Here is a 25,252-nt window from a genome sequence, read left to right on the forward strand (position 1 = left end):
CCCCCCCGGTCAAGAAAGTTTGGGCCGGGGCGCAGAATACCGCAGGCACCCCTTTGTGGGGGAAAAAGTCCCCATGGGGAGTGGGGGAAGGAGGAGACGGAGATGCCGGGGAAGAGACAGCCCACGGATGTGATAAAAGCCAACGGGCGAAAGCACCTGAGCCGGGCGGAGGAGGCCCAGCGGCGGGCCGGGGAGGTGAATCTGTCCACGGCCAAGACGGCCAGGCCCCCCAGCTGGCTGCCGGAGGAGCCGAAGGAGCTGAAGAAGTCCTTTCGGGCCCTGGGCAGGCAGCTGATCGAGGCCAAGCTCTTCACTGAGCTGGACCGGGACACCCTGGGCCGCTATGTGGTGGCCCAGCACCAGTGGGAGCTGGCCAGCAAGGCGGCGGGGGAGGCCCTGGAACAGGGCGACCAGGAGAAGGCCGACGGCTGGAGCCGCATTCAGGACCGGTATTTCAAGCAGGCCCGGGCCTGCGCCAACGACATGGGTTTGACCGTTACCAGCCGGTGCCGCCTGGTGGTGCCGGGAGCGGGGGAGCAGGAGGAGCCGGAGAACCAGTTCCTCCAGCTGATCCAGGGAGGGGCGAGCCACCTTGCCTGAGATGCTGCGTCTGGCCCCCGGGATAGAGGTCCCCGCCCCGGAGCCGGGGACGAAACTGCGCTATGCCCCGGAGGCGGCGGAGCGGGTGATCCAGTTTTTCAAGCTGCTGGTGTTCGCCCAAAACCGCTGGGCGGGCAAGCCCTTTGTGTTACAGCCCTGGCAGGAGGAGATGATCCGGGCCTTTTACGGGGTGCAGGTGCTGGACGACGAGGGAAATTGGGTGCGCTACCGGCGCTTTCTTTACAACGAGATTCCCAAGAAAAACGGCAAGACGGAGCTGGCGGCGGGCCTGGGCCTATATCACCTGTTGGCCGACGGGGAGGCCATCCCCAACGTGGGCATTTTCGCCGTGGACCGGGAGAACGCAGAGACCCTGTACAAGGCGGCCAAGTATATGGTGGAGCACACGGCCATGAGCCAGCCGCCCCACCGGCCCATGGTCTATTGCCGGGACAGCGTGCGGGAAATTCGCACCCGGTTCGGCGGCCTGATGAAGGTCTATTCCAACGACGTGGAAAACAAGCACGGGCCGTCCTTTTCGGCTATCCTGTGCGACGAGCTCCACGCCTGGAAAGGCCGGGGCGGCAGGGCCCGGTGGGAGGTGCTGACCCAGGGCTCGGACGCGGCCCGGCTCCAGCAAACCGTTTTGGTGCTGACCACGGCGGGAGACGACCCGGACCGGCAGTCCATCGGCTGGGAAATTCACGAAAAATGCCGCCGGGTGCTGGCCTGGCGGCGGGGAGAGCCGGAGCGGCCCATGGACGAGGACGAGACGGAGTGGCTGCCCATTATGTATGGCATCTCCACCCTGACCGGGGACGACCCGGACAAGATCGCGGCGCTGGATATCTATGACGAGGCGCTGTGGAAGCGGTGCAACCCCAACTATGGAGTGATCTTGCAGCCCCGGAAATTCCGGGCGGAGGCCAAGGCGGCCAAGCTGAGCGAGGGGTCGGAGCGCTCCTTCCGGTGGCTGCGCCTGAACCAGTGGGTGGCAACGAAAGACGTGGGCTGGATACCCCTGACCATCTATGACAAGACCCAGATCGGGCCCTCCGCCAAGGGGGAGCGGGAGGAGTGGGTGCGGGAGCACCTGGCGGGAAAGCGGTGCTACGGCGGGCTGGACCTGTCGGCCACCACCGACCTGACCGCCTTTGTGCTGCTGTTCCCGCCCCAGGAGGGGCTGGACAGCTGGGTGATGCTGCCCCGGGCGTGGCGGCCATTGGACGGCGTGGTGGAGGCGGAGCGCCGGGACCACGTGCCCTATCGGGATTGGGAACGGGCGGGCTTTCTCCACCTGTGCCCCGGGGACCTGATCGACTACAGCGCGGTGGAGCGGGCCATTTACGAGGCGGCGGAGGACTTTGACCTGCAATGCCTGGGCCTGGACCCGGCGCTGAGCCGGACGCTGGTGTCCCGGCTGACGGCCCCCTATAACGACGCGGGGGAGCCAAAGCCGGAGATCGCCTGCATCGACATCCCCCAGGGCATGCTGCACATGAGCCCGCCCACTAAGGACCTGGAGCGGCTGATCCGCAGCCGCAAGATGCTCCACGTCCACAACACCTGCGCCCGGTGGTGCTTTGGGAACGCCCGCTGTTATGTAGACGCCAACGAAAACATGAAGCTGATGAAAAACCGGTCTATGGGCCGCATCGACATTACGGTGGCCTGGGTCATCGCCCTGGCCACGGCCACCATCATGGCGGCGCAAGAGACCTTTGACAAGACCACACTGGGGGAGGACTGGAGCCTATGAACGAGAGAAAAAAGCCCCGCTGGAAGGTGCTGCTGTGGCTGTATCTGGACGACGTGCTGGCGGTGGGCGGCAGCGGGTGTCTGACGGCAGCTGCCGGGCTGGCCTTTGGCGGGGCGGCGGCCCTGGCCGTGCTGGGAACGGCGCTGCTGGCCGGGGCCGTGGCGGCCGCCAAGGGAGGGAGACGATAAAATGCTGCTGCGCAACGCCATGGGCCCGCCCAGAGCGGCGGCGGAGTACCGCACCGTGAGCTGGGAGGAGGCCAACCGGAGCTTTCGGGACCTGTTTCTGTCCGGCGGAGACTATGACACCGGCGTGGGCGGGGCGGAGCGCCTAAGCCCGGTAGCGGCGGCCCACCGGATACTGTGCAACGACTTTGGCATGGTGCCCTTCTCCATCTACCGCAAGCAGGGCCAGGCCCGGGAGCCGGTCAGCCTGCCCGAGCTGGACCAGGTGTTCAAGACCCGGCCCAACCGGGACATGACCCCCTATATGCTGGGCCGCACGGTGATGAGCAACGCCTTTTGGCACGGCTTTGGAGCCGTTTGGAACCGCCGGGGGCCAGACGGGCGCATTGTGGAGCGGGTGCCCCTGCCCTCGGACTGCTGCACCATCCGCCAGGACCGGGAGACGGGGGAATATTTCTATGACTACAGCGTGGACGGCGTGCTCCGCACCTTCTCCGGCTATGAGCTGAGCTTCCTCTATTTTGAGAGCTATGACGGGGTGCGGGGCCGGGGCTTCCTCCACCTGGCCCGGGAGACCGTGGGCGGGGAGGGGGCGGCCCAGCAGTATGGCCGAAAGCTGTTCCAGAACGGGGCGATGATCTCGGGCATCGTGGAGGTGGACACCGACCTGAAAAAGGAGGGGCGGGACGAGATCAAAGAGCAGTTCGCCCGCTACAACCCCTATGGGGACGACGCCTTTAAGGTGGCGGTGCTCACCCGGGGCTATAAGTACACCCCCATCGGCCTGAACCAGCGGGACGCCCAATACATCGAGAGCCGGACCTTTGCCGTGGAGGAGGTGTCCCGGTTCACCGGCATCCCCAAGCACATGTTACAGAGCGGAAAAGAGAGCTATGAGAGCAACCAGCAGCAGCGCATCGTGTTCGTGACGGACACGCTGATGCCCTATGTCGTCCAGTGGGAGGAGGAAAACACCTATAAGGCCCTGGACCGGGCGGAACGGGCAGAGGGGCTGTATTTCAAGGGCAACCCCTCGGTGCTGCTGCGGGGAGACGACAAGAGCCGGGCCGAGTATTTTGAAAAGATGGTGCAAAACGGCTTGATGTGCCCGGACGAGTGCCGGGCTCTGGACGAGCGCAACCCCATCCCCGGGGGCCAGGGGCGGCGCTTTTGGATTACAAAGAATTTGGCCCCCATGGAGTGAGGAGGAGAGAAACATGGCTGACATTGCACTGCGGGGCGAGCTGTGGGACAACGACAGCGCCGACGTGCTGCGCTGGTGGGGGTTCCGGGACATCGTGGCCCCCATGGACATTCAAGCGGCCCTGGAACAGGCCGCCGGGGAGGACGTGACCGTGCTGGTGAACTCCCCCGGCGGGGACATGACGGTGGGCGGCGAAATTCGCTCTATGCTGCGGCGGTACAGCGGCAAGACCACGGCTCTGATCCAGGGCTATGGGGCCAGCGCGGCCACCCTGGCCGTGTCCGCCTGCACCGTCATCCAGAGCGAGCCAGGGGCGCTGCTGTGCTATCACAACCCGGTGGCCGAGGCCCAGGGGGATTTCCGGGATATGAAGCGCAGCGCCCAGGCCCTGAAGAACGCCCGGGACTGCATTCTGGAGATGTATCAGGCCCGGAGCGGGACCCGCAGCCGGGAAGAGCTGATGGACCTGATGAACCAGAACATCTGGATCACCCCCACCCAGGCCAAGGAGTATGGCCTGATCGACGAGATCGTGGCCCTGGCCGGGGCAGACGAAGGGGAGACGGACCCGGCGGCCTTTGTGGCGGCGGCGGGCAGCCGCTACCGCCTGACGCAGGCCATGCGGCAGCAGTATCGGGACCACCTGGCGGCGGAGAAGACCGCCGCCGGGCAGAGAGAGCGGGCGGAACGCATCCGGGCCAGGCTCCGGGCGCTGAATAGCTATTAAACAGAAAGGATGTAAAGCAAATGGACTTTATGGAGAAAATCGTGGACCTGCGCAGCCAGAAGAAGAAACTGGCCGACCAGGCGGCCAAGCTGGTGGAGGAGGGCAAGCTGGAGGAGAGCGGCAAGCTGGCCGACCAGATGGAGGCCCTGAACCGGGACATTCAGAGCGTGGAGCGTCTGCTGGACGCCGCCCGGCAGAACGCCCAGCCCCTGGACGGGCAGGGGGAGTATGACGGCGTGCTTCACGGGGAGATGCCTGATAATAGCGGCAAGAGCAAGGAAAATAGCTTTACGCCGTTCAGCTCTCTGGGCGAGCAGCTGAAGGCCATTTATAGCTTTCGCAAGGGCGGCGTGCGGGACGAGCGGCTGGAGAAGATCAACGCCGCCGCCGGGGTGAACGGGACCACCGGCGCGGACGGCGGCTTTCTCCTTCAGGAGGACTTTGCCGGGCGCATCATGGACAGCGCGGTGCAGTCCTCTCCGCTGCTGAACCGACTGGACCGCTACACCTGTTCCAACGCCGCCAACGCCATGCGCTGGGTGAGCGTAGATGAGACGGACGTATCCGCCAGCGTGTTCGGCGGGGTGCAGATGTATTGGGCATCGGAGGCCACCGCCGTGGCGGCCAGCAAGCCCGCCTTCCGGGAGATGAAGCTGGACCTGGAGAAGATGATGGGCGTGTGCTACTGCACCGACGAGATGCTTCAGGACGCGACCTTCCTCACCGGCTTTATGGGCAACGCCTTTACTCTGGCCGGAGACCGGCTGCTGACCGAGGCGGTCATCAGCGGCGACGGCACGGGCAAACCCACCGGCCTGCTGAACAGCGGGGCCATTGTGACGGTGGACAAGGAGACCGACCAGGAGGCGGGCACGCTGCTGGGGGCCAACGTGGTAAAGATGGTGGCCCGGGCCATGCCCCGGAACCGGGACCGCCTGGTGTGGCTGATGCACCCCGACCTGGAGGAGCAGCTGCCCACCCTGGCCATCCACAGCGGGGAGGCGGCCAAGTTCCTGTGGAACCCCGAGGGCGGCTTGGGCAACTTTGACATGCAGCGGGTGCTGAACAAGCCGGTGCTGCTGGAGGACTGCTGTCCCGCCCAGGGCAGCAAGGGCGACGTGATGCTGGTGGACCCCTTCCAGTATATCCTGCTGACCAAGGGCACCGCCAAGCAGGACTGGAGCATCCACGTGGAGTTTCTCACCGACCAGAACTGCTTCCGCATGGTGTTCCGGTGCAACGGCGGGCCCAAGGTGAACAAGCCCCTGACCATCAAGAACAGCACCAAGGCCCGCAGCCCCTTTGTGGCCCTGGCGGCCCGGGCGTGAGCGCGGCGGCCATGACGGTGTTTGCAGACCGCAAGGCGGCTCTGATGGCCTATTGCCGCATCGACCAGCTGGAGGACGGGGAGGAGGCCCTGCTGGAGGGGCTGTATTGGGCCGCCGTGGGCTATCTGTCCCAGGCAGGGGTGGAGGAGCCGGAGGCCGGTTCCCTCCGCCTGGCCCAGTATGACCTGTGCGTGGACCACCTGGTGCTGGAGGCATACGACCACCGAGGCCCCGTGGAGGGGGCGGCAGAAAATCCGGCGTTCCGGAGAATGCTGAATCAGCTGAAGATGAGCGGGTGAAAAATAAAAAACCGCCCCGGGGTGGGGGCGAGAAGGAGCGATCTACATGACCACTGCGGGAGAGATGCGGGAGCGGGTGGGGGTGCTCTCTTTGGTCTATGACCGGGAAGCGGACGAATACCGCTGGGCGGAGGTGCGCCGGGTGTGGGCCCGGGCGGAGCTGGACAGCCGGAGCAACCTGTTTTCCAGCGTGGGCATCGGGGCCAGAGGGGTGACCTTCACCCTGCGCCGAAGGAGCGGGCTGGACCTGCACCACGCCTTTGCGTGGCGGGGCCGGCACTGCTTTCTCACGGCCATCCTGCCCGACGGGGAGGACCGGGGATATCAGACGGTGAAGGCCGCCCTGTGCCAGGTACGGCAGTGCCAGAAGGACGCGGACAAGGACCCGGCGGGCAGCCGGTTCCCCGGGGTGCTGACGGAGAAATATGTGGGCCACGACCAGCCGGACATCCACGGGGAGGTCACGACGGACTATGTGCTGGTGACGCCCAAGTCGGTGACGCTGGCCCCGGGGAGCTGGGTGACGGTGGACGGGGCCTATTACAGGGTGCTGGAGCCCCACACCCTGGACGAGTGGAAGAACGAATTTGAAGTTCGCCGGAGGGAGGACTGCTGATGCGGGTGAAGCTGGACAAGAGCCGGTGGGACCGCTTCTGGTCCTATTGGGAGCGCGAATTGCCCGGCCAGATCAAGACCGCCAAGGGCCAGGCCGTAAGGGCCGCCGGGGAGGCCATCCGGGACGAGGTGGCGGGCCAGGTGCGCAGCCGGGTGAACGACCCCAGGGGCCGGGTGGAGCGGTGGCAGCAGCTGAGAATGGGCAGCGGGGGCGGCTATATCGCCGTGTCCCCGGTGAGCGACGAGGCGGTGCAGGTGACCCGGGGCGGGAAAAACACCACGTCGAAGGACGTGACCCGCTATTTAGAGCGGGGCCACGGAATCCGCCCACCCTCGGGCCGGGCCGGGCGCTATGTGCCCCGGGTGCGGTCTGGCCGGACCTATGTCCCCGGACGGATGTTCTATAGCTGGGCGGCGGCCAACGCGGAGAAGCTGGCCCTGAAGGCGGCGGACCGGGCCATGGGCAGGATCGCGGACGAGATCGACTATTGAGGAGGAAAACGGCATGAACATCACGCCGGAGCAGATCGGCGCGGCCCTGGCGGCCAGGGTGGAGGAGGCGTTCCCGGGGGAGACGGTGTATCAGGATATCACCCCCAGGGACTTTGCCCGGCCCAGCAATCTGGTGGTGCTGGAGAAGGTGGAGCTGGACCCGGCGTCCTTTGGCCTGGCGGCGGTGGAGCTGCGCTTTCAGTGGAAGCTGACCACCTTTGCCAAGGTGGACGAGGTCCACGACAGCCACCTGCCAGAGCTGACCGCCCGGGCCATGGCCCTGCTGGCCCTGTTCGGCCAGGGGTATGTGAAGGTGGCAGACCGGGCGCTGAAGGTGCGCTCGGCCACGGCGGACACCGGCGGCTATGACGCGGCGGAGGTAACGGCGGCGCTGACCCTGACGGTGGACCGGGGGGAGTTCACCCCCGGGGAGATGCTGGACATCATGCGGGCGCTGAACACCCGCTTTGAGACGAAGGAGGAAGAGACATGAGCACTTTGACCATGCCCACGCTGATGGTGGCCTTTCAGCAGCGGGCAAACACGGCGGTGGCCCGGAGCCAGAAGGGCACGGTGGCCTTTGTGATCCGGGACGCGGCGGCCAACTCCGCCGACCAGACCTATGCCCTGGCCAGCACGGGACAGATCCCCAAGACCCTGGGCACGGCCAACCAGGACGCCGTCCGCCGGGTGTTTCAGGGCAGCCCCAAGAAGGTGCTGCTGTATGTGATGGGGGCGGAGGCCGTGATCTCGGCCCAGAGCCCCCTGCTGACCTGGCTGGGGACCCAGAAATTCGACTATCTGGCCGGGCCGGACGACCTGACGGCGGAGGAGGCCGCCGCCCTGAAAAAGTGGGTGGTGGAGCAGCGCAGCGACAACAGCGCCATTTATAAGGCGGTGCTGCCCGACACGGTGGCGGACAGCGAGGCCATCGTCAACTTCTGCGCCCAGGAGATTCTGGCCGGGGGCGAGACCTTTACCGCCGCCGCCTACTGCGGGCGCATCGCCGGGCTGATCGCCGGAACGCCCATGACCCAGTCAGTGACCTATGCCGCCCTGGCCGAGGTGGAGGACATCCACCGCATGACCCCCGTGGAGATGGACGCGGCGGTGGGCGCGGGCAAGCTGATCCTGTACCACGACGGGGAGAAGGTGAAGCTGGGCCGGGGGGTGAACTCCCTGACCACCACCGAGGGCAAGGGCGACGTGTGGAAGAAGATCAAGCTGGTGGAAATTCTGGACATGATCGCCCAGGACATCCGTCTGACCATTCAGGACAAGTACATCGGCAAGGTGAGCAACAGCTATGACAACAAGCTCCAGCTGGTGACGGCCATCAAGACCTATTTGCAGAGCCTGGCCCGGGACGGGCTGATCGAGGCGGACTTCGCCGTGGACATCGACCTGGACAGCCAGCGCGCCTGGCTGGAGAGCCAGGGCACCCCAACCGTGGACCTGAGCGACCAGCAGGTGCGCCAGGCCAACACGGGCACCCAGGTGTTTTTGGTGCTGGACGTGAAGCCCATCGACGCCATGGAGGACGTGCGGGTGGTCATTCGGGTGTGAGGCCCTGAAATTGCCTTCCCCCAGGGGAAGGCTTTAAGGCGTGGCGATCACGATATTTTGGGAGGTAATCGAGTATGGCAATGGACAGTGCGGCACGGGTGATGAACGGCACCTGGGGCCAGATTTGGGAGGACGGCACGGAGATCGCGGAGGTGTCGGCCTTTCAGGTGAAGGTGAGCAAGAATTTTGACACCATCAACATCTGCGGCCAGATGGCCGAGGACCGGAAGCTGACGGGGGTAAAGATCACGGGCAGCATGACGCTGCACAAGGTCTATTCCCGGGGGGCGGACGACGTGGAGCAGGCCATGAGCGGCCACGACCTGCGCAAGACCCTGGTGGGCAAGCTGGACGACCCGGACGCCTATGGCGCGGAGCGGGTGGCCGTGTACGGCGTGAGCTATGACGAGCAGGTGCTGATGGACTGGGAGGCCGGAAAGGCCGGCAGCATGACCATCTCCTTCCAGGCCACCAACGTGGAATATCTGGACAAGGTGGAGGCCTAACCACCAAAACTAAGTGGCATCGCCACTTAGTTTAAATTTCTCTCACGAAACGTTTAGAGCAAAAACGAGAAAGGACAAAGAACATGGACAAAAAGCCCACTGTGAGTGTGCTGGACCTGCTGCTGCGGCCCGACCTGCCCGACGTGCGGCGGGAGCTGCCGGAGAAGCGGGTGGAGGTGAAGCGTCTGAGCCGCCTGGCGGGGGAGCCGGTGGTGTTCCGGCTGAAAGCCCTGACCTATGACCAGACCCGCCGGGTGCAGGACAAGCCCCGGGGGGAGCAGGCGGTGGAGATGGTCCTGCTGGGCTGCACAGAGCCCAACTGGCGGGCCCCCGGCCTGCTGGACCCGGCGAAGAACATCGCCACCCCCATCGACGCCATCAAGGCCAAGCTGACGGCGGGGGAGATCGACGAGCTGGCCGTTGAAATTCAGATGCTGGGCGGCTATATCGTGCGGGCGCTGGAAGACGTAAAAAACGCCTAAAGGCGGGAGACGACCCGGCCCTGGGCCTGCTGTTCTATCTGTTCCGGGTGAAAAACTGGGGCCTGAGCGACCTAAAGGCCCTGTACGAATCCCGGGACGGCTGGCAGGAGATCATCCAGGCGTTTTTCGCCTATGAAATTCAGCTTTGGCAAGAGAAATAAAAACCGCCCTCCCGAGGTGGGAGGGCGGAAGAGACATCGTTAGGAGTAATGCAAAATCAACTTTTTATTTACGCTGAGAGCGCTTATTGGTGCGTGGCGAGATAGGCAAAAACCCAAATAAAGATGGCGGCGGCAACAAGAATACCGAAGAGCACCCAAAATATGCGATTCAACTTCTCATTATCCATTGTATGAGGCCAATGTTAACCGAAAACGGCAATAAGCAGCGTCAAAAAGCCTAACCCAAATATGACGAGAAGGACACCCTCGTTATCATCCATAGTTAAACACCTCTTCAAACGGGTCTCTTTACAATCTGAGTATATACAAAATAAATAAAAATGTCAATCAGGAGGTGAAAAAAGTGGCCAATGAAGTGAACATTATTGTGAAAATGACCGAGGATATCACCGGTTCTATGAAGAGCATGACCGGAGCTAGTCGGTCATTGAGCAAGGAATTTGAAGCCCTTCAACGCCAAGGTGCGGCCCTGGGGACCCGGTATGAATCTCTAAATAAGTCTTATGCCAAGAGCACGGCCGAGGCCGAAAAGCTGAAAGAGCGCATGCGCGAACTTAAAAAAGAGGTCAAGAAGGGCGGAGAAGGGGCTGAGGAGGCATCAAAACAGTATGAAGAGCTGCTGGCCCAACATAACCGCCTGACTGACGCGGCAAAAGGCTACAAAATCTCAGCCAATGAGACGATTAAGAAAATTAACGACATCGGCGTAGCGACGCAGAAGCTAGAGGACAAGCAAGAAGAAGGGTTTATAGGGAAATTTTTGGGAGGAGACAAGCTCCGAGTTGGTTTGATGGGCAGCGGCATTGTTAAGGACCTTGGAAATAGCGTTTCTAGCTATATGGCGGCCCGAATTGAAAGTGTTATTGGGCAGCCCACTGCGGATATGATCAACAGTGTGCTTTCTGGCACTATATCCGGCGCTGCCGCCGGTGCGATTGCAGGCTTGCCTGGAATGGCCATTGGTGCAGGACTTGGAACACTTTCCGGCGTAGTTAATGCCAAAACCCAAAATTTCCAGAAAGAAAACGAATCCTTCAAATCCTACTACAAAGACCTCTATGACACGGTGAACGCCAACACGGCGGAGAGCCTGACCAGCGGGAAGACGCTGGCGGCCAAGCGGGAGACCACGAAAATCTCGTTCAGCACCCTGCTGGGCGGCGAAGATCAGGCGGATCACTTCCTGGCCGACGTGCTGAACACGGCCAACACCACGCCCTTTCTGTATGACGACCTGGTGGGCATCTCCAAGACCATGCTGTCCTTCGGCACGGCGGTGGAGGACGTGATCCCCACCCTGACCACGGTGGGGGACGCAGGGGCGGCCCTGGGCCTGAGCACCGGAGACATCGGCACGGTGGCGACCTATCTGGGCCGGATGAAGTCCAGTAATAAGGCGTCGCTGGAATATCTGAACCCCCTGATGGAGCGGGGCTTTTCCGTGTTTCAATGGTTGGCGGACGCCAAGGGCACCAGTGTGGGCAGCGTGTATGACATGATCTCTAAGGGCCAGCTGAGCGGCACCGAGGCCGTGTCCGTCATTTTGCAGAAGTTCGAGGAGCTGTATGCCGGGCAGATGGACAAGCAGTCTAAGACCACCGAGGGCCTGGAGAGCACCTTGCAGGGTTTGCAGGAGAACATCCAGGCGGCCATGGGCCAGGGGTATAACAGCGTGCGGGATGCGGGGATGAGCCAGGAGATCACCGCCTACGGCGGGGAGCTGGGCAAGGCCCTGGAGACGGCCAACCGCATCGCCGGGGAGAACAAGGCCTATCTGGACAATTTACAGGAGAAGTATCAGATCGAGGCCCTGGGGGCCGTGCTGCGGGGCAGCGCCACCAGCGTGTATTCCGGGGAGGATAAAGAAAAGCTCCAGGCCATGCGGGAGGAGTATAGCCGGGCCATGTATCAGTATAACAACGGGGACCAGGAGGCGGGGTTGAAGCTGGAGAACATCCAGGAGAACGCCCAGGCCCTGGCCAAGGCGGCCTTTGAGGCCAGCGACGCCTATCAGAGCTATCAGAGCGCGGAGCTGGACCAGATCGGGGACATCCGGGACAACGTGGCCGGACTGCGGGAGGCCTGGGCCGCCGGGTTGAAGATACAGAACGCCTTTACCATCGGCCTGGGCGGGCCCGTGGTGGGCAGCCTGACCAACCCCCAGCGGTCCGCCGGGTCCACGGATATGACGGCGACGGAGCGGGAGGAGATCGTCCAGCGCCAGCGGGGCAACCCCCAGCGCTCGGCGGCCTATGTCCCCTATGCCTCCCACGCCTTCGGGCTGAACCGGGTGCCCTTTGACGGCTATCTGGCCATGCTCCACCAGGGGGAGCGGGTGCAGACGGCGGAGGAGGCCCGCCGCAGCCAGCGCCGGACGGCCCCCACCGTCCAGATCACGGGGAACCAGTTCTCCGTGCGGTCAGAGGGGGACATCGACGCCATCGCCGCGCGCATCGCAGACGAGCTGGAGGCCAGGAGCCTGGCCTATGGAGGGTAAGACATGAAGATCGTGCTGCTGAATCCCAAGACGGGGGAACAGCTGTCTATGCCGGTGACGCCGGAGCAGTGGCGGGTGGAGCTGGGCCGCAGCGTGGAGCAGCTGGACATGGCCCAGGTGGGGCAGGTGAATCTGCCCGGGCTGGAGGCCCTGTTCAACGAGCAGAACACGTTTTTGCTCCCGTCCAGCGGGCGGAACTATACCGACGTCTGGTACAGCGGCAGCCCCTATGTGTTTGTGGAGCTGCTGGTGAAGTGGAGCCGGGCGGGGGAGCCCCTGCGGCTGATCGTGACGGGAACGCCGGTGAACGTGCCGGTGCTGCTGGGCCCGGTGCGCTATGGGGAGCAGGACGGCACGGGGGACGTATATGTGACGCTGACCTTTCGCCAGTATCGGGAACTGACGGCGGTGACGGTGGAGCAGCCCGCCACGGGCAACCAGAGCCGGACAGAGCCCAAGGCCACCCAGACCGCCCAGAGCTACACGGTGAAAAAGGGGGATACCCTTTGGGGCATCGCCCGGAAGTTCTATGGCAACGGCCAGCTGGCCTATTCGCTGGCCAGCTACAACGGCATCAAAAACGCCAATCTGATCTACCCGGGACAGACGGTGAAACTGCCGGAGAAATCCAAACTGTGAGGTGAAACGATGGCATTTTTGGACCGGGTGGTGCTGACGGCCTGGAGCCGGGACGGGAAGGAGAAAGCGGAGATATCCGGCCTGGTGGCCAACCTGACCTGGAGCGGGAGCTATACCGACTGCGCCCGCAGGCTGACCTATTCTATGCTGCCCCAGGGGCTGAGCCAGCTGGGGGGCCGGGTGCGGATGACCATGGGGACGGAGGTGCTGTTCGACGGCTTTGTGTTCGCCCGGAGGCGGGGGACACTGGACAAGACCATTTCTGTGACGGCCTTTGACCGGGGCATCTACTTAAAGCGGAACCAGACCTATCGGAAGGTCCGCCGCCAGACGGCGGAGGGCGTGACGGGGCAGCTGTGCCGGGACTATGGCATCCCCTGCGGCACTCTGGCGGCCACGGGGGTGCCCCTGGACCGGAACTTTATGGGCAGCAGCCTATATCAGGTGATCCAGACCATGTATACCCTGGCGGCGGAGCAGACGGGAAAACGCTATCAGCTGCGCTTTCGGGGGGAACGGCTGGAGGTGGTGGAAAAGGCCCGCAGCTGGGAGACCATCCGCCTGATCCCCGGCTCGAACCTCATCTCCTGCGACAGCGAGGACAGCATAGAGAATTTGGTGACGTCCGTGGCCGTGTATGACGACGAGGCCCGGCAGCTGGCGGTGTATGACAGCCCGGAGGGCCTGCGGGGGCTGTATGGCCTGATGCAGCAGGCCATCAAGGCGGGCAAGAAGGACGACCCGGCCAAAACGGCCCGGCAGACTCTGGAGGACAACGGGCCAAAGACCACCATCACCGCCCGGTGTCAGGGCAGCATCAAGCTGAAAACGGGAAACACGGTGGTGGTCCATGAGCCGGTGACGGGGACGGACGGGCTGTTCTGGGTGCAGTCAGACAGCCACAGCTGGAGCAAGGGCCTGTATCAGACCACGGTGATGCTGGAGTTCCGCAATTTGATGGACAGACAGACGGCGGGCAGCGTGCCCACCAAGTGATAAAAGAGCAGGGGGGGAGAGACCATGGACGGATACGGCAGAATGTATCAGGTTTTGCGCCAGACAGCCCGAGAGGAGGGGGGAAGTTCCCTGCGCCTGCGCCGAGGCCGGGTGGTGAGCGCCGCCCCCTTGCGGGTCAACGTGGGCGGCCAGGAGCAGGAGGCGGACCGCTTTACCCTGACGGTGAACGTGACCAGCGGGGACAGCGTGCTGCTGCTGACGGAGGACGACCAGACCTTTTATCTCATCGGAAGGGTGGTGGGCGGATGATGGAGCTGTTTCCCGCCGTGCAGCCGGAGGCGGAGCCCACGGCCACAGACAGCCTGCCCCTGTGCCGGGAGACGGCCTGGGATTTTATCCAGGAGCGGCCCATCTACTCCGCCGGGGAGCCGGTGGAGGTGACGGGGGCGGAGGCGGTGCGGGTGTGGGTCTGGAAGGCCCTGAAAACGGCCCGGTGCCGCTATGACATCTATACCTGGGACTTTGGCTGTGAGGCAGAGAACCTGGTGGGCCAGCCCTTTACCGCCCAGGTGAAGGAGAGCGAGGCCGCCCGCTATGTCCGGGAGGCTTTAGAGCCCAATCCCTACATCACCGGGGTGCGGCAGGTGGCCGTCTCCTTTCAGGGGGACCGGTTGGACGTGACGTGCCAGGTGGAGACCATTTACGGAGAGGTGGAAGTGCATGTATGAGGCGCTGACGGTGGAGCAGATCAAGACGAACATCCTGAACCGGCTGACCACCAACTTGCAGACCCGGGAGGGGAGCTATACCAACGACGTGATCTCCGCCGCTGCGGCAGAGATCGCTGCGTGCTACCACAGCATGGACGCGCTGGTGCCGTCCTTCTATCTGGACGAGACCAGCGGGGCCTATATTGACCGCCAGGCGGCGGTGGTGGGCATCGCCCGGAAGGAGGGGAGCGCGGCCGCCTGCGTCATTCGGTTCACAGGCAGCGACGGGGCCCAGGCCCCCGCCGGGACGCCCTTTTACACGGAGGCGGGGCTGGCCTTTGCCCTGGAGGAGACCGTGATCCTGGCCGGCGGGACGGGAGAGGGGCGGCTGGTCTGCCAGGAAGTGGGCCGAAAGGGCAACATCGCGCCGGGGGAGATCACCCAGACCCTGCGCAACTACACGGGCATTGACAGCTATACCAACGAGGCCGCCACCGGCGGCGTGGACCGGGAGAGCGACGAGGCGCTGCTGGAGCGCTATCTGGCCCGGATGCGCCGGACGGCCACCTCGGGCAACCCGTATCACTATCAGCAGTGGGCGGACAGCGTGGAGGGGGTGGGGGCCTCCCGGGTCATCGCCAAGTGGAACGGGCCGGGGACGGTGAAGGTGATCTTGGCCGGGCAGGACTTCGGCCCCGCGCCGGAGGAGGTAGTCACCGCCTGCGGGGCGTACATCGAGCACCAGCGCCCGGTGGGGGCGGAGGTGACGGTGACGGCGGCCCAGGGGGTGGAACTGGCTGTGACGGCAACTGTCTCCATTGACGGGACCACCACGAAGGGGAAAGTCCAAACGGCGTTTCAGGCGGCCCTGGCGGCCTATCTGGCCGGACTGGTGAAGACGGCCTTCACCCGGAATCTGGACGGCGAGTTGGACGACGTGGCGGGGCAGCGGTACACGGTGAGCTATAACCGGGTGAGCGCCCTGCTGCTGAGCGTGCCGGGGGTCATCGACCACACGGCCCTGACAGTGGCCGGGGGCACGGCAAACGTGAGCGTCCCGGCGGACGGGGTGCCCGTGCTGACGGAGGTGACAGTGACATGACGGCGCTGATGGCCCGCTACCCGGACTTTTACCGGGGCAGCGGGGAATTTGCGGACATGCAGCAGGCCCTGGAGCCGGAGGTGCTGGCCCTGTGGCAGGCCCGGGACGGGCTGATGGACCAGCTGCAGCTGGACACGGCCACCTGGGGGCTGAAATACTGGGAGGAGACGCTGGGCATCGCCGTGGAGGAGGAGAAGGCCCCGGAGTTTCGCCGCAGCCGCATCCGCTCCAAGCTGCGTGGGGCGGGCGTGACCACAGTGGCCATGATCCAGAACGTGGCGGAGAGCTTCTCCAACGGCGCAGTGGCGGTGACGGAGTTCCCGAGCCGATACCGCATTGAGATCAAATTTGTGGGCAGCATCGGCACGCCGCCCAACATGGACGACCTGACGGCGGCCCTGCGGGAGATATTGCCCGCCCATCTGGCGTGGGACTATGTGCTGGTGTTCAACACCTGGGCCGTGGCGAAGGCCCGCACCTGGGGCGAGCTGAAGGGCCGCACCTGGGGACAAGTGAAGGGGGAGAAGTGGGAATGAAAGAGACGGAAAAACTGAAGCTGAAACTGCCGGAAATCAGCGACTGGGCCGATATCACCGCCCTGAACGACAATTTTCAGGCGCTGGACAGCTGGCTGGAACAGCTGAAAAGCGACATCATCGCAAAGCTGAACGACACACCAGCCAAAGAGCACACCCACACCAAGAAAGACATCACGGATTTTCCCACGTCGCTGCCCGCCTCGGACGTGTACGATTGGGCCAAGCAGCCCGAAAAGCCCGTTTATGCGGCGGGGGAGGTGGGGGCGGCCCCAAGCGGCCACACCCATGATGACCGGTATTATACGGAGGCGGAGGTCAATAGTCTGCTGGCCGCCAAGCAGAATGCCTCCACGGCTATTACCACCGGCAATATCGGCAGCCAGACGGTGAACAAGGCTAAGTATGCCAGCGGGCAGAGCAGCACCGGGGCGGTGCTGCGGAACGAGGCGCTGTATACGTCCGACACGACCCCCACCGCAAACGGCCAGATCAACTGGACCTACGGTTAAGGCGGTGAGCGCATGGGAAGCAAGTTATTGGTGGGTGGAACCGGCTATGAGGCGAAGGGCGGAAAGGTCCTGGTGGGCGGGACGGGGTATGCCATCAAGCAGGGGAAAACGCTGGTCAGCGGGACGGGGTATGATATTGCGTTTCAGAAGACGGTGGGGAATATGCCTATTGGGACGGTCATTAACATCAATATCAATAACACCATTTACGAGGCTGTTGTCGTTCATAAAGGAAACCCAGACCCGTCTATGTATGATGCAAGCTGTAACGGCGTGTGGGTTTGGTTAAAACGGTCGGGATTTTCTTTCAGTAGCGGAGGGAGAGATGACGTTACATACTCATTTGATAGATACAATCGGGAATTTGACGAAAGTGAAGCATTTTATTGTTGCAACACATTGGTGTACAACCGGTTAAAAAGCGCAACACCGTCGTTTGCATCTCTCATAAAGAGTGTAAAAGTCCCATATGCAGACAATTCGAAGGGGAAAGTTTTAACGCTGTCTCAGGGCGTTTCTGCGTTTGTATTTCCACTGTCTTTGATTGAACTAGGATACTCTCCTGACAGTGACATCCCGAAAGACGGAGCGAAACTGAGTTATTTCAACACGGACGCTGACAGAATTTCAGCCGGAACGGATCATTATCAAACAAAAGGACCATATGTGACAAGGACCGTTTCTATGTCCGACGTTTCAAAAAGCTATCGCATTAACGGGTACGGGCAAAAGTATATTGAGCGCAAATATATTGTTGCATCTTTTTCACCGGCATTCATCCTACCCTATGACGTGAAACTGAACGACGACAATTACATCATCACATAAAGGAGGACAAGCATGATCTATGTGAAAGTAAACGGAACCCTATACCCGGCCACCATTGACGGCCAGATGCAGGACTACACCTGGGACAACCGGGAGACCAAGACCATCACCATGCAGGGGACCTATGACGAGATCGTGGGGCTTTTCAAGGACGGTACTCCATGGAGCATCGTCATGAAGGAGACGGTCCAGAAGCGAAATGAGGACGGCTCCCCTGTGCTGGACGAGGCTGGGAACCCGGTCACGGAGGAGCAGACCAGCGAGTGGGACAACAGCGAGTTTGCCATGTCCGGCCCCATCACCGACAACCGGGACGGCACGGTGAGCATCAAAATGGGCAAGCCCACAGACCTGGAGGATGCCATGGAGCTGCTGCTGGGAGGTGAAACGGCGTGAGCAATAAGGCAAAGGCGATCCGCAATCTGTACAAGCACGGGCGGCTGACTAAGGAGCAGGTGGAGGCGGCGGTGCCGGGTATCATCACCCGGGAGGAATATCTGGAGATCATCCAGACCAAGGCATAAAAAATGCCGCCCGGGTGGGCGGCGGATAAACGGATTTCGGGAGAAATGCAAGGGGGGTGATGAGATGAGTTTGGGGGAGATCGTGACGGCTTGTATGGGGTCCTCCGGCCTGACGGCGTTGATTTTGGCCGTGCTGCAGCGCCGGTGGGCCAAAGAGGACAAGCAGAGCGCAATCTTGAACGGGCTGAAGGTGCTGACGGTGGACCGGGTGCGGTATCTGGCCCAGTGCTATATCCGGGACGGCGATATCAGCCTGGAGGACAAAGAGAATTTGCAGGACATGCACCGGGCCTATAAGGCCCTGGGGGGCAACGGGCATCTGGACACCGCCATGGCGGCGGTGGAGAAGCTGCCCATCCGCAATGAAGGGAGGTGAAAAACATGGAGAACATCGGGATCGCCAACGTGGGCATTGCCAGCGTGGCGGCCATCACCGTAATTTGCTACCTGGTGGGGTTGATCGTCAAGGCCAGCGGCCTGAATGATAAGTACATCCCTATCTGCTGCGGCGTGGCCGGGGCTGTGCTGGGGCTGGTCGGGCTGTATCTGGGGCTGCCGGATTTCCCGGCGGCGGACCCCGTTACCGCGCTGGCAGTCGGCATTGTCAGCGGCCTTGCGGCCACCGGCATCAATCAGATGGCGAAGCAGCTGAGTAAGTAACACACGCAAAACGCACGGAAACGCACGGAAACACACGAAAAACACACGCGAATGCGCAAGAAATGCGCGGAAAGGACGAAAATATGAACACCAACATTCTGTACGGCATCTATAAGCTGAATCACGAGACCGAGGGCGAGGACCTGACCGTTTCCATGGCTAAGTTCCAGGCCGAGCACCCCAACACCGTGAGCCATGAGGAGGCCAAGGCCATGCGGGAGTTCGTGGGCCGCCACGGCAAGGCCCTGGCGGTGGCTTTCCGCAAGGGCAAGGCGGCCTTTGAGGCGGTGGCCGAGGTCCTCTATACCGAGGATGTCGAGGCCGCCCGGTGAGGCTGTACACCCAACTGCTGGTCCACAACAGCTGTTACATCAAGGGGGAGCATATCCGGCCCCGTGGGGTGATGGTACACTCCACGGGGGCCGCCAACCCCTGGCTGCGGCGGTATGTCGCCCCGGATGATGGGCGGCTGGGGGAGCCGTCCTCCCGGCACTGGAACCAGGGCGGCGTGGGGGCCTGCGTCCACGCCATGATCGGCAAAACCGCGGACGGAAGCGTAGCCGTCTACCAGACCCTGCCCTGGACCATGCGTAGCTGGCACTGCGGGCGGTCTGGAAACGACACCCACATCTCCTTTGAGATCTGTGAGGACGGCCTGACCGACAGGGCCTATTTTCATGCCACGTATCAGGCCGCCGTAGACCTGACGGCTTACTTGTGTCGGCGGTTCAGGCTGGACCCCCTGGCCGATGGGGTGGTGCTGTGCCACAGCGAGGGCTATCGGCGGGGCATCGCGTCCAACCACGCGGACGTGATGCACTGGTGGAAAAAATTCGGCGTGGACATGGACGATTTTCGGGCCGCTGTGGCGGCCAAATTACGGGGAGGCGAACACGATTTGACAGAGCAGCAGGTGCGGGCCATCGTCCGGGAGGAGCTGGCCGCCGCCCAGGCGGCGCGGGACAAGCTGCCCGCCAGCGACTGGGCGGCAGAGAAGCTGAAACAGGCCAAAGCCGCCGGCATCACCGACGGCACCAGGCCCCGAGGGTTTGCTACCAGGGAAGAGGTTGCCCTTATGGTGGCCGCCGGGAAAAAGTAAACTGAATGAGACGTGAAAACGCCTCCTCCGAAGTTTGACGTGGACGACGGGGGAGGCGTTTTTTGTTGGGAGATGCTGAGAATAGGGACGTGGTGAGATACAGGTATCTTGAAGGGGCTAATTCTTCCACCCCAATATCCGTCAGCACGCCCTTGGCCTCGGCGTAGGGCATGGTATAGCGCTGGGAGAGGTAGCGCATGGAGGCGCCAAGCTCCCCATCGGGGCCACCGTATTGGCTGATGATAAAGGCTGCCAGCTTGGGGTTGGGTGTGGCGATCTTCACGGGGAACTGGAGCTTCTTCTCATAAAAAAACATGTCTTAGTTCACCTCATTCTGCTCATAGCACCAGGGCCAGGGCTCCTGGAGCCAGCGATAGCTGTCGCCGCCGGCGGCGGACTGGGTCAGGGGGCCGAAGCGGTCCTCATAGGCCGCCCGGGCCGCCTTCTCCATGGCGGTGTACTGGCGGAACAGGGCCAGAGCCTCGGTGTCCTGGGGATGGGTGTCCAGATAGATGCCAAGCTCCAGCACCACGAACTCCAGGGCCTGAAGCTGGGCCATGGGGGTGTCCGGCAGGGTGCTGTTCTCCGTCTTCAGGTGGAAGGGCAGGTTCAGGCCGGGGAAGAGCGTCCCGGCGCTGAGGGCCTGGTCCTGGGCATATTGCTTGGGGTTCTCCTGCTGAAAGGGAACATAAGGCACGGCCAGTCCGGCGCAGGACGGCATGGTGCCATAGTGATCGGGGCAGTGGGGCAGCGGGCAGGCGCTGCCGTTGGGCGTGTTCAAAGAAGATCCCTCCTCCATGGAATATAAGGGACGCTGACAGGTCCCTCACATCAGTCTATGCCGCCGGAGGGCGGGCGTCACTTCCGGCATAGTCCGGGGAGCGCGCCCATAGGATAGGGCGGAGGTGGTGGGCTTGAAGCGCACGATAGTTTGGGCGGCGGCCTGGGTGGGGCTGGCCGTTTTTCTCATGTTTCTGGCGGGGCGGTGTTTGCTGGGGAGGACGCTCCCGGCGTCTAAAACCGTCGTCCCGGCGGAGGAGACCCTGATCCTGGACGCGGGCCACGGGGGAGAGGACGGCGGCGCGGTGTCCGTCACCGGGGCCAGGGAGAGCGACATCAATTTAGAAGTAGTCCTGCGGCTGCGGGACCTACTGGCCTTTTACGGCACCGACCCGGTGCTGCTGCGGGAGACGGACATGTCCCTGCACAGCCCCGGGGCGGTGAGTCCCAGGGAAAAGAAGACCTCCGACCTGAAAAACAGGACGGAGGCGGTGAACCATATTCCAAACGCGACCCTGCTGAGCATCCACCAGAATTCCTACCCAGAGGGCAAATATTGGGGTAGCCAGGCCTTTTACGCCAAAACAGAGGGTTCCCAAGAACTGGCCCAGGCGCTGCAAACGGCCCTGCGGGAGGACTTGCAGCCGAACAACCACCGGGAGTGCAAGAGCGTGCCCGACACCGTCTACCTGATGAACCATGTGAATTGCCGGGCGGTGCTGCTGGAGTGCGGTTTCCTTACCAACCCAGAGGAGGAGGCCCGCCTGCGGGACGGGGATTATCAAAAGAAGCTGGCGGCAGTGACGGCAGCGGTGTGGTTGACACATACTTCGTGACCGACTTATGTCGGTCATTTTTGTTGCCCGCAGATAACAGAGTGTTCTCTCTTGACTTTTTCACGGTATCGTGATATTCTGTTTATCACTCGGTTCTATGGCCTTACGGTCAAAATGTACTTGCTTGGCAAAGAGTACAATCCGCCGCATATCCATATCCTGTACGGAGAATATAATGCCGTCATCGACCTTCAAACGCTCACGCTGATGGAGGGCGATCTTCCCGGTAAGGGCCTTGCCATGGCCATGGAGTGGGCCACGATTCACCGGGACGAGCTTTTAGAGATGTGGTCCTCCCAGAATTTCAGACATCTGCCCCCGCTCCAGTGAGCGGGGCGCAGAGCGCAGAAAGGAGAGTCTGCTATGTTCCACAAAATCCAGTCCGTGACCCCCCTGCCTGATTTCAGGCTGCTGGCGCACTTTACCGACGGGACCTCCAAAAACTATGACGTGGCCCCGCTGTTTGACGAAATGCCTGTGTTCTCCCCTCTGCGGGATGTCCCAGGGCTTTTCGAGCAGGTCAGCGTAGACCCCGGCGGCTATGGTATCTCCTGGAATGACGACATCGACCTGGACGCTTCCGAGCTCTGGGAGAATGGCACCCCGGCGGCTTCACCCTTTGATGGGTTTCTGTCCTTCGCGGATGCTACCGCTCTCTGGGCGCTGAATGAAAGCACCCTGCGCAAGGCCATCTCTTACCGAAAGCTGGTCCCCGGGCTTGACGCGCAGAAATACGGAAAGCAGTGGGTCATTACCCGTGCCGCCATGGAACGGGAATATGGGCCGCTTCCGCAGAGCAGCTCAGTCTGAACAACGCTTCGCCGCCCCGATTCGGGGCGGTTTTTCTTATTTTCCCGCTGCCCGCTGCTCTAGCTCCGCCTTCGTCCTTGCCAACCTGCGGGTGACGGCCAGGCCTCGGGCGTTGGGGCCCACGTGGCTGCTGATGGAGAAGGCCAGGGGGCTGTAGCCGACGGGGTAATCGGGGAAGGCATCCTGGGCCGTCTGGTGCCAGAGCTGATTCTGCGCCGGGTCCACGCAGCTGGAGGCGGCGGCCACGTCGATGTCGTCCCACTTGGCGGCGTACTCCGCCGCCGAGTCGGCCAGGGCGGACAGCAGCCGCTTCTGACAGGCGGCGGAGCCACGGACCTTGGCAAAGGCGTCCAGCCGCTCCCCATCGATGCGCAGGACGGGCCTGATCTGCAAGACAGAGCCGATGGCTGCGGCGGCAGGGGTGACCCGCCCGCCCCGGCGGAGGTATTCCAGCGTCTCCACGCCGATGTAGATTACCGAGTCCAGGGCGCTCTGCTCCAGCTCCTGCCGGATCTCCGCCCCAGTGCAGCCCGCCTCGGCCAGGGCCAGGGCGTCTAAAATGGCGCTGCGCTGAGTCTCGGAGATGCGGTGGTTATTGACCACGGACACCCGGCCCTCATAGTCTTCCGCCAGGGCGGCGGCTGCGGCACAGGAAGAGGACAGACCGCTGGACATGGGGATATAGACCAGCTGGTCGTGGCTGGCCAGCACCCGGTCCCACAGAGAGGTCACGTCGTCCGGGGCGGGCTGAGAGGTGGTGACGGTCTGCCGCCGGTCCAGGGCCTGGAAGAACTGATGGGCCGTCAGGTCCACGTCCTCATAATAGACGGTGCCGTCGATGATGACGGGCATGGGCAGGACAAAAATGCCCAGCTCCCGGGCCTGGGCCTGGGTGATGCCGCTGTTGCTGTCGGTGACGATGGCTGGTTTCATGGTGTAAACGCTCCTTATCCTGTTGGTAGTGGCCGCTGTGGCGGAAAATGGTTTTGCTTGTCTGGCGGAAGAAAGTTTGTTATAATCCCACCAAGAACCTGAACGAAATCCGAACGGAAAACAGAGGAATCAAATGCGACGGACAAGACATGCGATCATGGCCGCCTTTGCGCAGCTGCTGGAGGAGCGGCCCATGAACAAGATCACAGTGAAGGACATCGTGGACCGCTGTGACGTCAATCGGAACACCTTTTATTATCACTTTCAGGATATCCCGTCCCTGCTGCGGGAGATGATGGAGACCCAGGTGGACGGCATCATCCGGGAGCACTGTGCCCTGGGCCGCCCCATGGACTGCATCGAACCCGCCCTGGAGTATGGCCTGGCCCACCGGCAGGCGGTGCTCCACGTGTATCGGGCCGTGCCCCGGGAGCTGTTTGAGCAGTATCTGGACCGGCTGGCCCAGCGGATGGTGGACGAGTATTTTGACAACGCCCTGAAGGACGCCCCCATCCTCAGCGAGGACGAGGCGGTGCTGAACCGCTATTATAAGTGTACCGTGGTGGGCTGCCTGTTAGACTGGCTGGACGCGGGCTTAAAATATGACCTGAAAGCCGCCCTAGAGCGGCTATGCCTGCTGATGGACGGAGCAGGGGAGCGGGCCATCCGCCTGGCCGCCCAGCGGGCCCGGGAGGGCAAAGCAGAACAGCAGGAAACGCCGCAGTGACCTGCGGCGTTCTGCATATTCGGTTAAAGGCCCAATTCCTGCTTCCGCTCCGCCCACAGCCGCTGGGCCTCCGGGGCCCAGTGCCTGGCGTAGGCGTCGCACTTGCCGCACAGGTGGTCTGCTGACTCCGGGGACTGGGGGTCGGTGGAGTGGGCTTCGCTGTCCAGGACCATCTTTCGCAGCCGCTCCGGGTTTTCCAGCATGGGGCAGGGCTGGAGCATGTTTTCGTTAAAGGGCATGTTGTGGTAATAGGCCATAAAAATGGGGCTTTGCAGTGCCTCCAGCAGGGTGCAGCTGCGGATGTTGGCGTTGGAATAGTGGACGAACACACAGGGGTCCACGTCGCCGTTGGCGTTGATGTGCAGATAGCGCTTTCCGCCTGCGATGCAGCCGCCCATATATTCCGCGTCATTTTGAAAATCCATGGCGAACAGCGGCTTTTCCGCCCGCAGCCGACGGATGCGGCGATAGACCGCCTCGCGCTGCCAGGGGGAGGGCAGCATCTCGTCGGCAAAAGATTCGTCGATGAGCGTACCATTGGTGAAGCACAGAAAGACGCAGTCGCTGTGTTTTTCGCACAGGCGAATCAGGTCGTCCTTGCGGACCAAAGGCTCTCCGCCGGTGTAGATGTACATATACACGCCCAGCTCTTTGCCCTGGCGGATGATGCGGTCTATCTCGTCGAAGGTCAGGTTCAGCCTGTTGCCGTATTCCGCCGCCCAGCAGCCGGTGCAATGGAGGTTGCAGGCGGAGGTGGGGTCCAGAAGAATGGCCCACGGGATGTTGCACTGATACTGGGCCCGACAGACCTCCTGCTTGCGCCAGCCGATCATGCTGGCGTTGATAAACAGGTTGACGGCGACGGTCTTCATGACCTCCGGGTCCACGTCCTGGACGATATGGAGGATATACTGGTGATAGGGGTGGCTGGGGTCCTCGATGGCCTGGCGGATGACCTTGCGTTGAACGGCGAAATCTCCGTTGTCAAAGCGGTCTGCCCAGTCCATGATCTTCAGCAAATTGCGCTCCGGGTCTCGATAGAGATAGTCAAAGGCCTGCTCCAGGCCAAATTTTTTTATGGTGTCTGCTACGTTCATACCCTGGTTTTCCTTTCTGTCTCCCTCCCGTGGCGCCTTCGGGCTGAAAAGTAGTATTGT

General features: G+C 62.6%; 35 protein-coding genes and 1 pseudogene. 32 read left to right on the forward strand and 4 right to left on the reverse strand.

The features are described 5' to 3' along the window. The first annotated feature begins 102 nt into the window (after positions 1-102). From ACSAMP_RS09185 to ACSAMP_RS09320, 28 genes are all read left to right on the forward strand, one after another. The gene (locus ACSAMP_RS09185) at positions 103-600 is read left to right on the forward strand and encodes a phage terminase small subunit P27 family (protein WP_457800258.1); all 498 of its coding nucleotides are present in this window, start codon (positions 103-105) and stop codon (positions 598-600) included. A gap of 1 nt (position 601) precedes the next feature. After that, positions 602-2,359: a terminase large subunit gene (locus ACSAMP_RS09190; RefSeq protein ID WP_457800411.1), complete on the forward strand. Its 1,758-nt coding sequence runs from the start codon at positions 602-604 to the stop codon at positions 2,357-2,359. Continuing rightward, positions 2,356-2,547 carry a hypothetical protein gene (locus ACSAMP_RS09195; RefSeq protein WP_457800259.1) on the forward strand — a complete coding sequence of 64 codons (192 nt, stop codon included), beginning with the start codon at positions 2,356-2,358 and terminating at the stop codon, positions 2,545-2,547. Before ACSAMP_RS09190 ends, ACSAMP_RS09195 begins: the two co-directional genes overlap by 4 nt. Position 2,548: 1 nt before the next feature. Then, on the forward strand, positions 2,549-3,748 hold the full coding sequence (locus tag ACSAMP_RS09200; protein WP_457800260.1) for a phage portal protein: 1,200 nt from the start codon (positions 2,549-2,551) through the stop codon (positions 3,746-3,748). Between the two features lie 13 nt (positions 3,749-3,761). Next, positions 3,762-4,475, forward strand: coding sequence for a Clp protease ClpP (locus tag ACSAMP_RS09205; protein WP_457800261.1), 714 nt, complete (start codon positions 3,762-3,764; stop codon positions 4,473-4,475). 20 nt (positions 4,476-4,495) lie between these two features. After that, positions 4,496-5,803 (forward strand): phage major capsid protein, encoded by a 1,308-nt coding sequence (locus ACSAMP_RS09210; RefSeq protein WP_457800262.1) that lies wholly within the window; start codon positions 4,496-4,498, stop codon positions 5,801-5,803. Further along, the gene (locus ACSAMP_RS09215; RefSeq protein ID WP_457800263.1) at positions 5,800-6,102 is read left to right on the forward strand and encodes a head-tail connector protein; all 303 of its coding nucleotides are present in this window, start codon (positions 5,800-5,802) and stop codon (positions 6,100-6,102) included. The genes ACSAMP_RS09210 and ACSAMP_RS09215 overlap by 4 nt, the downstream gene beginning before the upstream one ends. 46 nt (positions 6,103-6,148) lie before the next feature. Beyond that, positions 6,149-6,718 carry a head-tail adaptor protein gene (locus tag ACSAMP_RS09220; protein ID WP_457800264.1) on the forward strand — a complete coding sequence of 190 codons (570 nt, stop codon included), beginning with the start codon at positions 6,149-6,151 and terminating at the stop codon, positions 6,716-6,718. After that, entirely contained in the window at positions 6,718-7,209 is a 492-nt protein-coding gene (locus ACSAMP_RS09225) for a hypothetical protein (protein ID WP_238045647.1), read from the forward strand. Before ACSAMP_RS09220 ends, ACSAMP_RS09225 begins: the two co-directional genes overlap by 1 nt. A 13-nt stretch (positions 7,210-7,222) precedes the next feature. Next, positions 7,223-7,702 carry a hypothetical protein gene (locus ACSAMP_RS09230; protein WP_238045648.1) on the forward strand — a complete coding sequence of 160 codons (480 nt, stop codon included), beginning with the start codon at positions 7,223-7,225 and terminating at the stop codon, positions 7,700-7,702. Then, positions 7,699-8,775: a phage tail sheath C-terminal domain-containing protein gene (locus tag ACSAMP_RS09235; protein WP_457800265.1), complete on the forward strand. Its 1,077-nt coding sequence runs from the start codon at positions 7,699-7,701 to the stop codon at positions 8,773-8,775. Before ACSAMP_RS09230 ends, ACSAMP_RS09235 begins: the two co-directional genes overlap by 4 nt. A gap of 74 nt (positions 8,776-8,849) precedes the next feature. Next, on the forward strand, positions 8,850-9,281 hold the full coding sequence (locus tag ACSAMP_RS09240; protein ID WP_457800266.1) for a phage tail tube protein: 432 nt from the start codon (positions 8,850-8,852) through the stop codon (positions 9,279-9,281). A gap of 83 nt (positions 9,282-9,364) precedes the next feature. Next, positions 9,365-9,763 (forward strand): phage tail assembly chaperone, encoded by a 399-nt coding sequence (locus ACSAMP_RS09245; RefSeq protein ID WP_457800267.1) that lies wholly within the window; start codon positions 9,365-9,367, stop codon positions 9,761-9,763. A gap of 525 nt (positions 9,764-10,288) precedes the next feature. Next, positions 10,289-12,442, forward strand: a complete 2,154-nt coding sequence (locus ACSAMP_RS09250; protein WP_457800268.1) for a tape measure protein — start codon at positions 10,289-10,291, stop codon at positions 12,440-12,442. Positions 12,443-12,445: 3 nt separating this feature from the next. Further along, positions 12,446-13,081, forward strand: coding sequence for a LysM peptidoglycan-binding domain-containing protein (locus ACSAMP_RS09255; RefSeq protein WP_457800269.1), 636 nt, complete (start codon positions 12,446-12,448; stop codon positions 13,079-13,081). A 9-nt stretch (positions 13,082-13,090) separates the two neighbouring features. Further along, positions 13,091-14,077 carry an XkdQ/YqbQ family protein gene (locus tag ACSAMP_RS09260; protein WP_457800270.1) on the forward strand — a complete coding sequence of 329 codons (987 nt, stop codon included), beginning with the start codon at positions 13,091-13,093 and terminating at the stop codon, positions 14,075-14,077. A gap of 24 nt (positions 14,078-14,101) precedes the next feature. Then, a complete protein-coding gene (locus ACSAMP_RS09265; RefSeq protein ID WP_457800271.1) occupies positions 14,102-14,347 on the forward strand; it encodes a hypothetical protein in 246 nt (81 codons plus the stop codon). Then, a complete protein-coding gene (locus ACSAMP_RS09270; RefSeq protein WP_238043603.1) occupies positions 14,344-14,766 on the forward strand; it encodes a DUF2634 domain-containing protein in 423 nt (140 codons plus the stop codon). Before ACSAMP_RS09265 ends, ACSAMP_RS09270 begins: the two co-directional genes overlap by 4 nt. Beyond that, complete coding sequence (locus ACSAMP_RS09275; RefSeq protein WP_457800272.1) at positions 14,759-15,850, forward strand: baseplate J/gp47 family protein; 1,092 nt, start codon at positions 14,759-14,761, stop codon at positions 15,848-15,850. The genes ACSAMP_RS09270 and ACSAMP_RS09275 overlap by 8 nt, the downstream gene beginning before the upstream one ends. Further along, positions 15,847-16,386 (forward strand): putative phage tail protein, encoded by a 540-nt coding sequence (locus ACSAMP_RS09280; RefSeq protein WP_457800273.1) that lies wholly within the window; start codon positions 15,847-15,849, stop codon positions 16,384-16,386. The genes ACSAMP_RS09275 and ACSAMP_RS09280 overlap by 4 nt, the downstream gene beginning before the upstream one ends. Continuing rightward, complete coding sequence (locus ACSAMP_RS09285; protein WP_457800274.1) at positions 16,383-16,898, forward strand: hypothetical protein; 516 nt, start codon at positions 16,383-16,385, stop codon at positions 16,896-16,898. Before ACSAMP_RS09280 ends, ACSAMP_RS09285 begins: the two co-directional genes overlap by 4 nt. 12 nt (positions 16,899-16,910) lie before the next feature. After that, positions 16,911-17,726 (forward strand): DUF6273 domain-containing protein, encoded by an 816-nt coding sequence (locus ACSAMP_RS09290; RefSeq protein WP_457800275.1) that lies wholly within the window; start codon positions 16,911-16,913, stop codon positions 17,724-17,726. A gap of 12 nt (positions 17,727-17,738) precedes the next feature. Beyond that, complete coding sequence (locus ACSAMP_RS09295) at positions 17,739-18,122, forward strand: hypothetical protein (protein ID WP_457800276.1); 384 nt, start codon at positions 17,739-17,741, stop codon at positions 18,120-18,122. Next, positions 18,119-18,250, forward strand: coding sequence for an XkdX family protein (locus tag ACSAMP_RS09300; RefSeq protein ID WP_457800277.1), 132 nt, complete (start codon positions 18,119-18,121; stop codon positions 18,248-18,250). The genes ACSAMP_RS09295 and ACSAMP_RS09300 overlap by 4 nt, the downstream gene beginning before the upstream one ends. Before the next feature lie 64 nt (positions 18,251-18,314). Continuing rightward, positions 18,315-18,626, forward strand: coding sequence for a hypothetical protein (locus ACSAMP_RS09305; RefSeq protein WP_457800278.1), 312 nt, complete (start codon positions 18,315-18,317; stop codon positions 18,624-18,626). A 5-nt stretch (positions 18,627-18,631) separates the two neighbouring features. Then, entirely contained in the window at positions 18,632-18,910 is a 279-nt protein-coding gene (locus tag ACSAMP_RS09310; RefSeq protein WP_457800279.1) for a phage holin family protein, read from the forward strand. Positions 18,911-18,993: 83 nt separating this feature from the next. Next, positions 18,994-19,242: a hypothetical protein gene (locus ACSAMP_RS09315; RefSeq protein ID WP_457800280.1), complete on the forward strand. Its 249-nt coding sequence runs from the start codon at positions 18,994-18,996 to the stop codon at positions 19,240-19,242. After that, a complete protein-coding gene (locus ACSAMP_RS09320; RefSeq protein WP_457800281.1) occupies positions 19,239-20,009 on the forward strand; it encodes a peptidoglycan recognition protein family protein in 771 nt (256 codons plus the stop codon). The genes ACSAMP_RS09315 and ACSAMP_RS09320 overlap by 4 nt, the downstream gene beginning before the upstream one ends. 118 nt (positions 20,010-20,127) lie before the next feature. Here the strand turns inward: ACSAMP_RS09320 and ACSAMP_RS09325 are convergent. After that, a pseudogene (locus ACSAMP_RS09325) lies at positions 20,128-20,325 on the reverse strand (manganese catalase family protein); the annotation flags it as partial. Positions 20,326-20,328: 3 nt separating this feature from the next. After that, positions 20,329-20,790, reverse strand: a complete 462-nt coding sequence (locus ACSAMP_RS09330; protein ID WP_441795637.1) for a spore coat protein CotJB — start codon at positions 20,788-20,790, stop codon at positions 20,329-20,331. A gap of 133 nt (positions 20,791-20,923) precedes the next feature. Between ACSAMP_RS09330 and ACSAMP_RS09335 the strand changes: the two genes are divergently transcribed. Genes ACSAMP_RS09335 through ACSAMP_RS09345 form a run of 3 tightly spaced genes read left to right on the forward strand, consistent with a single transcriptional unit; the run spans position 20,924 to position 22,435 of the window. Continuing rightward, positions 20,924-21,625: an N-acetylmuramoyl-L-alanine amidase gene (locus ACSAMP_RS09335; protein WP_457800282.1), complete on the forward strand. Its 702-nt coding sequence runs from the start codon at positions 20,924-20,926 to the stop codon at positions 21,623-21,625. 51 nt (positions 21,626-21,676) lie between these two features. Next, positions 21,677-21,955: a DUF4160 domain-containing protein gene (locus ACSAMP_RS09340; RefSeq protein ID WP_457800283.1), complete on the forward strand. Its 279-nt coding sequence runs from the start codon at positions 21,677-21,679 to the stop codon at positions 21,953-21,955. Positions 21,956-21,988: 33 nt separating this feature from the next. After that, positions 21,989-22,435, forward strand: coding sequence for a DUF2442 domain-containing protein (locus tag ACSAMP_RS09345; protein WP_457800284.1), 447 nt, complete (start codon positions 21,989-21,991; stop codon positions 22,433-22,435). Between the two features lie 36 nt (positions 22,436-22,471). Here ACSAMP_RS09345 and ACSAMP_RS09350 read toward each other — a convergent pair whose 3' ends face one another. Continuing rightward, the gene (locus ACSAMP_RS09350; protein WP_457800285.1) at positions 22,472-23,368 is read right to left on the reverse strand and encodes a DegV family protein; all 897 of its coding nucleotides are present in this window, start codon (positions 23,366-23,368) and stop codon (positions 22,472-22,474) included. Between the two features lie 133 nt (positions 23,369-23,501). Here ACSAMP_RS09350 and ACSAMP_RS09355 point away from each other — a divergent pair, with 133 nt between their 5' ends. Next, positions 23,502-24,095 carry a TetR-like C-terminal domain-containing protein gene (locus ACSAMP_RS09355; RefSeq protein ID WP_457800286.1) on the forward strand — a complete coding sequence of 198 codons (594 nt, stop codon included), beginning with the start codon at positions 23,502-23,504 and terminating at the stop codon, positions 24,093-24,095. Positions 24,096-24,118: 23 nt separating this feature from the next. Here the strand turns inward: ACSAMP_RS09355 and ACSAMP_RS09360 are convergent, their stop codons facing one another. Next, positions 24,119-25,192 (reverse strand): radical SAM/SPASM domain-containing protein, encoded by a 1,074-nt coding sequence (locus tag ACSAMP_RS09360; protein WP_457800287.1) that lies wholly within the window; start codon positions 25,190-25,192, stop codon positions 24,119-24,121. Positions 25,193-25,252: the final 60 nt, after the last annotated feature.

This window comes from Flintibacter sp. SJQ-8, assembly GCF_054108085.1.